The organism is Photorhabdus heterorhabditis, assembly GCF_001280945.1.
Taxonomy (GTDB): domain Bacteria; phylum Pseudomonadota; class Gammaproteobacteria; order Enterobacterales; family Enterobacteriaceae; genus Photorhabdus; species Photorhabdus heterorhabditis.
In genome coordinates this window covers 1-4,660 of sequence record NZ_LJCS01000117.1, presented here as the reverse complement: position 1 = coordinate 4,660, position 4,660 = coordinate 1, and the positions used below count along the sequence as shown (strand labels likewise).

4 protein-coding genes are annotated in these 4,660 nt (G+C 49.9%); 2 read left to right on the top strand and 2 right to left on the bottom strand.

The genetic code is table 11. The features are described 5' to 3' along the window. Positions 1-189: 189 nt before the first annotated feature. Positions 190-465, bottom strand: coding sequence for a type II toxin-antitoxin system RelE/ParE family toxin (locus AM629_RS20485; protein WP_054481587.1), 276 nt, complete (start codon positions 463-465; stop codon positions 190-192). Next, positions 465-746 carry a CopG family ribbon-helix-helix protein gene (locus AM629_RS20480; RefSeq protein WP_152912045.1) on the bottom strand — a complete coding sequence of 94 codons (282 nt, stop codon included), beginning with the start codon at positions 744-746 and terminating at the stop codon, positions 465-467. The genes AM629_RS20485 and AM629_RS20480 overlap by 1 nt, the downstream gene beginning before the upstream one ends. Positions 747-955: 209 nt before the next feature. On the opposite strand from AM629_RS20480, the gene AM629_RS20475 reads away from it, so the two are divergent. Both AM629_RS20475 and AM629_RS20470 read left to right on the top strand, forming a co-directional pair. Continuing rightward, positions 956-1,516, top strand: a complete 561-nt coding sequence (locus tag AM629_RS20475; RefSeq protein ID WP_054481585.1) for a recombinase family protein — start codon at positions 956-958, stop codon at positions 1,514-1,516. Between the two features lie 49 nt (positions 1,517-1,565). Beyond that, on the top strand, positions 1,566-4,574 hold the full coding sequence (locus tag AM629_RS20470) for a Tn3 family transposase (protein WP_054481583.1): 3,009 nt from the start codon (positions 1,566-1,568) through the stop codon (positions 4,572-4,574). The last annotated feature ends 86 nt before the right edge of the window (positions 4,575-4,660 follow it).

Below are 4,660 nucleotides of genomic sequence, written 5' to 3'. Positions count from 1 at the left end.
AGGGGTCTGAAGCCCAATCGTACGAAAACGTACGTTAAGTGTATTTTTTGAACAATTTGGTGTGGCTATGGGCTTGCAGCCTGGGGTTGTACGCCCATAACGACGTAACTAGATCAGCTCATGAAACGCGATAAATCATACGCTAAGCCTCGCGCACGATTTAAATAGTCGATGGGCGACCCACCCATCTCAACGATTTTCTCGGGTATGCCACAGCCGTAGCACGTAGACGATAGAATCAAGAATCTCGTAACGAACCTCGTACTCTCCAACCAAAATCCGCCTAACCTCACGTGGTTCAAATTGGAACAATTGCTCTCCAACACGCGGATTACTTAGCAGAATGGTCGGGGATTGAGTCAACGAATGTATCGCCCTCGCCGCCGCGGACTTGTTAGCCAGAGCTAAAAATTCATACAAGCGCGCCAAATCTGATAGCGCCTTGCTGGTCCACTTAAGTTCCATCAACGCGGCACAGACAACGGTTGGTCGGTACCAAGGCTATCTGTCCAGGCTTGCACTGCCTGATGATCAATAACCCGGCCAGCATCCACATCTGCCAGAGCCTCCAGAGTAAGGCGATCTCGCTCTTCTTCCTGAGCTATCCATGCGGAAAGTGCCTGTTTCATGATCCAACCCCGTGAACGTTCAAGTCGGGCTGCCATCTGGTCAACCTTGTCGGCCATCGGTAGTGGCACGTGTGCTGTCAGTACCTTAGTTGTTGCTTGTATCATGTTGCTCTTCATTTACCGACTCCTGATGATTTATTTGATTCAAAGCTAATCATAGTGATTTTTCCAAAATCAATCAAGGTAGTGTCAGCTTGGATTATACCCTAACCTGACGTCAGGTCTGATGATGGAAAACTGTCAGAGTGAAGTCGCCAATCGAATTTATTGACACAAGTAATTAAAGGTCATAGATTCTTTTCTGACACATTCAGTATTGGAGGCGTATGAAAGGTCAACGTATTGGCTATATCCGGGTAAGTAGCTTTGACCAGAACCCAGAGCGGCAACTGGATCAGACTCAGGTGGATAAAGTCTTCGTCGATAAAGCATCGGGTAAAGATACTCAGCGGCCAGAACTGGATTCACTGTTGTCATTCGTGCGTGATGGAGACATCGTGGTGGTTCATAGTATGGACCGGCTGGCACGTAACCTGGATGATTTGCGCCGCCTGGTACAAAAGCTTACCCATAAGGGTGTGCGTATTGAATTTGTTAAAGAATGTCTGACATTCACTGGTGAAGATTCACCAATGGCAAACCTGATGCTCTCAGTGATGGGTGCTTTTGCCGAGTTCGAACGTTCTTTAATCCATGAACGTCAGCGTGAAGGGATCGCTTTAGCCAAGCTTCGTGGAGCTTACCGTGGACGGAAAAAATCACTGACATCAGAACAACAAATTGAAGTTCGACGGCGAGCAACAGAGGGTGAGAAAAAAGCCCAGCTTGCTCGCGAGTTTGGTATTAGCCGTGAAACGCTGTATCAATATCTGAAACAGCCTGATTAACATCTCATTTGTATGTATTCGTATGTGATCCGTCGCCAGGGAGGCCATTTTGCCAGCCGACTTTTTAAACGCGGAACAACGGGCCAGTTATGGTCAGTTCTCCGGCGAACCCAATGATATTCAGCTTGCACGTTTCTTTCTGCTCGACGAAGCGGATATGGATTTCATTAACAACCGGCGCGGAAGGGCCAACCGTCTGGCGGTGGCATTGCTGATTGGCAGCGTTCGATTTATTGGCACCTGGCCTCATGACTTGTCAGCGCTCCCGACTAACGTACAGTTGTTTGTTGCCCGACAACTGGGAATATCCGATACGGGCGTTCTGTCTGACTACTCCAGAAGAGAAACCACGCTGCGTGAACATCAGGCACTGATCCGTCGTCAGTATGGCTATCATGATTTTTCGTGGCCGTGGACTTTCAGATTGAGCCGGTTACTGTTCACCCGCAGCTGGCTCAGCAACGAACGACCGGGTCTGCTTTTCGATCTGGCTACCAGCTGGCTTCTACAAAATAAAATACTGTTGCCGGGCGTCACCACGCTGACCCGTCTGATATCCGAAATACGTGAAAAATCAGCAGACAGGCTCTGGTCACGTCTGTCCGGACTGGCATCAGGCGAACAGTGCTCATTACTTGAAGGACTGTTACAGGTGCCTGACGGAGTACGCACCTCACGTTTTGATCAGTTAAGAAAAGGTCCTGTTGCCATCAGCGGCCCCGCATTTAATCAGGCCGTTGCACGCTACCTGAAACTGAAAGCATTTGGCATGCAGGATCTCGACTTTACTGGTATTCCTCCAGTGCGTTTCAATGCACTCGCCCGGTATGCTGATATGATTTCAGTGTACAAAATAGCCCGAATGCCACCCGCAAGACGAACAGCGATGCTGGTTGCCTTTGTCCGTTCCTGTGAAATATCGGCACTGGATGACGCGCTGGACGTTCTGGATGGGGTTATCGCTGATATCGGCCGTGAAGCGAAAAAAATTGGTCAGAAAAAACGACTGCGGACACTGAAAGACCTTGATAAGTCAGCATTAGAGCTGGCACATATTTGCTCGGTGCTCCTGGATGAAAATGTTGACAGTGAGTTGATCCGCTCGACGATATTCGGGAAATTTCCTCCAGCCAGGCTGGCCGATACCATCGCATTTATAAACGCCATAGCCCGACCTTCTGACACCAGTTTTCACGATGAAATGGTGGAACAGTATGGGAGAGTCCGCCGCTTTCTTCCCTGTTTGCTGGAAAATATTGAATTCAGCGCCGCTCCGGCAGGTGAAACAACGCTGGAGGCAATACGCTACCTTGCGGCGATCTGGTCAACCCGGAAGCAGCATATTGATGATGCGCCAATGGCGATAATTACCGGCCCCTGGAAACGACTTTGCTATGGTAAAGACGGCCATTTATCCCGACAGGGCTATACCCTTTGTGTGATGAATAAGTTACAGGACAGTTTGCGACGTCGGGATATTTACGTCGCACGGAGCGAGCGCTGGGGAGATCCGCGGGCTAAACTTCTCCAGGGTCAGGACTGGCACACCAACAGAGTGCAGGTCTATCGCTCCCTTGGTCATCCCCTCAACGCCAGTGAGGCCGTCAATGCGCTGACTCGGCAGCTTGACACTGTATACCGACAGGTCGCTAAAAATTTTGCCGATAATCAGGCTGTTTCACTGGATTTCACCGGTAAACGCACGAAGCTGACCATTGCTCATCTGAACGGATTGGATGAGCCACTGACGCTGAAGTTACTCTCGAAGCGTATATCTGACCTGCTGCCCGTTGTCGATCTGACTGAACTCCTTCTTGAAATTAACGCGCATACAGGATTTGCAGATGAATTTACCCATGCAAGCGAGGCGGGGGCGCGTATGGATGACCTGACCGTCAGTATCTGTGCGGTATTGCTGGCTGAAGCCTGTAATATTGGCATGGAACCCTTTATTCGACCCAATATTCCGGCGCTGACCCGTTATCGTCTGAGTTGGACCAAACAAAATTATCTCAGGGCAGAAACGCTGGTAAAAGCAAACGCCAGGCTGGTTGATTATCAGTCTACCCTGCCTCTGGCTCAGAAATGGGGTGGTGGTGAGGTGGCCTCTGCTGACGGCATGCGATTTATTGCTCCGGTACGAACGGTACATGCAGGCCCCAATCGAAAATATTTTGGTTCCAGCCGTGGGATCACCTGGTACAACTTCATTTCAGATCAGTACTCCGGATTTCATGGTGTTGTCGTTCCTGGCACGCTAAGGGATTCCATATTTGTACTGGAAGGGTTACTGGAGCAACAAACCGGACTCAATCCGACTGAGATAATGACAGATACGGCTGGTTCCAGTGATCTGATCTTCGGTCTTTTCTGGTTGCTGGGCTATCAGTTTTCTCCCCGTCTGGCTGATGCCGGAGCCTCTGTATTCTGGCGTGTGGATAAAGATGCAGATTATGGCGTGCTGAATGATATCGCCCGCAATGCTGCGAATGCCCAGAAGATAGAGCAACACTGGGATGACATGATGCGCATGGCCGGTTCCCTGACGCTGGGGACAATTCGTGTGTCAGTTTTGATTCGTTCGTTGCTGAGCAGCGATCGCCCTTCAGGATTAACACAGGCCATTATAGAAGCCGGGAAAATAAATAAGACATTGTACCTGCTGAATTATATTGATGATGAGGATTATCGGCGTCGCATCCTGACCCAGCTTAACCGGGGAGAAAGCAGGCATGCTGTCGCCAGAGCCATTTGTCACGGGCAGAAAGGCGAGATCAGAAAGCGCTATCAGGATGGGCAAGAGGAGCAACTGGGCGCTCTGGGGCTGGTGACCAATGCCGTCGTGCTCTGGAATACCATTTATATGCAGGCCGCACTGGCACATTTGCGTGATGAGGGCGAAGCCATTAATGAAGACGATGAATCCCGGCTGTCACCACTGCGCCATGCGCATATTAATATGCTGGGTCACTATACATTCACGCTGGCAGAACAGGTAACAAAGGGCAAGCTCAGACCTCTTAAGCAGGCAGACGAGGCGGATGATTGGCCTTTATGACGGCCTAGTTATCAAGGCAATAAAACGCCAGATTGGTTAAAAAATATACTTAGCGTGCGTTTTCGTACGGTTGGGCTTCAGACCCC